This is a genomic window from Candidatus Effluviviaceae Genus I sp., assembly GCA_016867725.1.
Classification (GTDB): Bacteria; Joyebacterota; Joyebacteria; order Joyebacterales; family Joyebacteraceae; genus VGIX01.
The window spans coordinates 1-3,376 of the sequence record VGIX01000084.1; the positions used below are offsets into that span (position 1 = coordinate 1).

Here is a 3,376-nt window from a genome sequence, read left to right on the forward strand (position 1 = left end):
CGGGACCAGGATGACGTCGTCCTGGTCGCCGCCCCACAGCGCCGCGCCCTTCTTGGTCAGGACGCCGACCACGCGGAACGGGATGTTCCTGATGCGGATGACCTGTCCGACGGGGTCCGCGTCGGCGAAGAGGTTGTCCACGACCGTCTGACCCAGGACCGCGATCTTGCTGCGCGCGCGGACGTCGCGGTCGGTGATGAACTCGCCGGAGGCAAGGCCCCACGCGCGGATCGTGAGGTACTCGGGAGAGACCCCGTGGACCTGCGTGTTCCAGTTGCCCGAGCCACCGACGATCTGACCTCCCGTCCGCACGATCGCGGAGACCGCGGCGACGTGCGCTGCTTCCTCGGCGATGAGGTCCGCGTCCTCGAGTGAGAGGCGGGTCATGGTGCCGGCGGCCATGTGCGCCCCGCCGGCGCGGAACGCGCCGGACCACACCTGGATGGAGTTCGCCCCCAGCGCCGAGATCTGCTTCTTCACGTCGGCTTGCGCGCCGGCGCCGACCCCGACCATGACGATCACCGACGCCACGCCGATGATGATGCCGAGCGTCGTGAGGAAGCTGCGCGTCCTGTTCCGGACGAGGCTCCGAGTCGCCTCCTTGAGAAGCCGGCGCGCGCGGCGCGCCAGCACGCTAGACTGCCCCGCCACCGCTGCCCTCCAGCACCGCCTCTTCGGCCGGCGGCATCGCCTCCAGGTCCCTCGCGGCGTCCCGCCGGCCGTCGATCGGGCGGTCGGTCACGATGAGCCCGTCGCGCATGACGACGATGCGTCTGGCGTACCGCGCGATGTCGTGCTCGTGCGTGACGATGAGGATGGTGTTGCCCTGCGCGTTCAGCTCCTGGAAGAGCGCCATGACCTCGATCGACGTGCGGCTGTCGAGGTTGCCGGTCGGCTCGTCGGCGAGGATCATCGCCGGCTCGTTCACGAGCGCGCGGGCGAGCGCGACGCGCTGCTGCTGCCCGCCGGAGAGCTGGCTCGGCTCGTGGTCCATGCGGTCGGCGAGGCCGACGCGCTCGAGGGCGCGCACGGCGGCGGTGCGCGAGTCGGCGATGCGCCCCGTGTGGTCGTAGAAGAGGGGAAGCTCGACGTTGTCGAGTGCGCTCGTGCGCGGGAGCAGGTTGTACGTCTGGAAGACGAAGCCGATGCGCTGGTTGCGGATGTGCGCGTACTCGTCGCGCGAGAGGCCTCGCACGCTCACGCCGTCGAGGTGGTACTCGCCCGCGGTGGGCTCGTCGAGGCAGCCGAGCACGTTGAGGAGCGTGGACTTGCCGGAGCCGGACGCGCCCATGATGGCGACGAACTCACCGCGCTCGACGCTGAGGCCGATGCCGCGCAGCGCGTGGACGGTCACGTCCCCGATGCAGTAGTCCTTCGTGATGTGCCGCATCTCGATGACGCGCGTCGCGGGCACGTCTATCTCCTCCGCCCGAACGGCGACGTCGGGGTGAGCGGGTTCGTGCGCGCCGCGGTCGCGGCGGCCGCGCTCGCCGGGAGCGCCACGATCACCTGCATCCCCTCCTTGAGCGGCCCCTCACCGATCTCGGTGTTCCGGCCGTCGGTCGCCCCCCGCGTGACGGGCGCGAACGCGAGCTTGCCCTGCTCGTTCAGGTACCACACGAGCGCGCGGTCGGATGCGTTGCCGTGCGCGAACATCCCGCCCCGCGCGCCCGCACTCGGCGGGGACGACCCCGCGGCAGGCGCGGAGCCGCCGCCGGGCTTCGACGCGCCACCGGCGGCGGTCGGAGTCCCTCCGCCGGGCGCTTCGCCACCCTCGCGCTTCGTCGAGGCGCGAGCCTCGGCGAACATCTGCTCCGTGGGCCTGATCCTGAGCGCGGCGCTCGGCACGAGCAGCACGTCCTTGCGCTCCTCCACGATGAAGTCCACCGTTGCGGTCATGCCCGGCAGCAGCAGATCCCCCTCGTTCGCAGCGTCGAGGACGACCGTGTAGCTCACGACGTTGGAGACGGTCTGCGGAAGAAGCCGCACCTGCTTGACGGTCCCCGCGAATTCGCTGCCCGGATGCGCCTCCACGGTGAAGGTCGCCCTCTGCCCGACCTTGATCTGTCCCATGTCGCTCTCGTCCACGAGGGCGTGGATCTCCATCTTGCTGAGGTCCTCGGCGATCACGAAGAGCTTGGGCGCGGAGAGGCTCGCGGCGACGGTCTGGCCCAGCTCGATGCTGCGCTCGATGACGGTCCCGTCGATCGGCGAGCGGATGACGGCGTAGGCCAGGTTGGCGCGGGCCCGTTCGAGGGAGGCCTGGGCGGAGACAAGGCCCGCCTGCGCGGCGGTGAGGGCCGTCGCGGCGGTCTCGTAGTCGGCCTTGCTGATGAGGTCCTGGGCGAAGAGCTCGGCGATGCGCTCCTGGTCGAGCCGCGCCTTGTCGAGCTGAGACTGCGCCCGAAGCACGCCCGCCCGCGCGTCCTTCACGGAGGTCGCGAGCATCGTCGTGTCCAGCACGGCGAGGACCTGTCCGGCGCGCACGTCGTCGTTGAAGTCCACGAAGATGCGCGCGAGCGTCCCCGACACCTGCGTCCCGACCTCGACCGTCCCGACCGCGCTCAGCGCGCCGGTCGCGGAGACGACCGACTTGAGATCGCCCCGCGTGACCTCGCCGAAGGTGTACTGGGAATCGCCCCCCGTGCCGCGACCCCTCGCCATGGCGAGGATGACGACGGCGACGACGACCACGGCCGCGACTGCGATCCAGAGTTTCTTCATCGTGTGTGCCGCTCCTGCGTTCGCGTTGGGCCTGCCGGTGGCTGCCGGCGGCATCGCATCGGACGCGCCCCGTGGCGGGGCGCGCTCTCAAGCAGTTTAGTCCTCGGCCCGCGGTGGGTCAACGCCGGGGGGCGGGCGCGGCCGCCCCGCCGGCGTCATCCTGTCGGCTCGCAGCGCCAGCCGCCGACGGACTGGACGGTCATGTCAGCAACGGGCGTGCCGGAGCGTGCGGCGCGCTCGCCGAGCGCCTCGCGCGCCCGCAACTCGTGTGGGCATCGTGAGCTGCTGTTGCGCGGCGCTCGTGCGTTCACCGGAGTCGGCGGTTGGACTGCGCAGGATCTGCGCGGTCATGGCGCGTGAACCCGCGGCGAGTGCGCAGGTTCTTCGCGAGGGAGCGCTGGTGAGTGCGGGGCTCGCATCGCGGTCACGCCGCCGCCTGCTGTCTGTGGAGGCGGTGTGTGCAGTGGCGCTGTCGCGTGGGCGGTGGCGGCCCGGGCCGCGCCGAGGCGCGCCGAGATTGCCCTTGACGCGCCACCGACGCCGTGCTATATGTGGATGCAGCTCATACCGCGGGGTGGAGCAGTCCGGTAGCTCGTTGGGCTCATAACCCAAAGGTCGCAGGTTCAAATCCTGCCCCCGCTACCAACACGAA

The 3,376-nt window shown here is 71.1% G+C and carries 3 protein-coding genes and 1 tRNA gene; 1 reads left to right on the top strand and 3 read right to left on the bottom strand.

Translation table 11 applies throughout. The annotated features are described in order from the left end of the window. The 3 genes from FJY74_09605 to FJY74_09615 form a co-directional block, all read right to left on the bottom strand. Nucleotides 1-651: ABC transporter permease (locus FJY74_09605; GenBank protein MBM3308568.1), on the bottom strand; the 651-nt coding region annotated here is incomplete at its 3' end. Beyond that, nucleotides 635-1,390: an ABC transporter ATP-binding protein gene (locus FJY74_09610; GenBank protein ID MBM3308569.1), complete on the bottom strand. Its 756-nt coding sequence runs from the start codon at nt 1,388-1,390 to the stop codon at nt 635-637. The genes FJY74_09610 and FJY74_09605, both read right to left, overlap by 17 nt. A gap of 26 nt (nt 1,391-1,416) precedes the next feature. Continuing rightward, entirely contained in the window at nt 1,417-2,724 is a 1,308-nt protein-coding gene (locus FJY74_09615; GenBank protein MBM3308570.1) for an efflux RND transporter periplasmic adaptor subunit, read from the bottom strand. Between the two features lie 568 nt (nt 2,725-3,292). On the opposite strand from FJY74_09615, the gene FJY74_09620 reads away from it, so the two are divergent. After that, nucleotides 3,293-3,369: transfer RNA gene (locus FJY74_09620), tRNA-Met, on the top strand. Nucleotides 3,370-3,376 lie beyond the last annotated feature (7 nt).

Bases quoted from the DNA above. Each gene is read 5' to 3' on its own strand.
- FJY74_09610 (MBM3308569.1), bottom strand. From the start codon at position 1,390: ATGCGGCACATCACGAAGGACTACTGCATCGGGGACGTGACCGTCCAC.
- FJY74_09615 (MBM3308570.1), bottom strand. From the start codon at position 2,724: ATGAAGAAACTCTGGATCGCAGTCGCGGCCGTGGTCGTCGTCGCCGTC.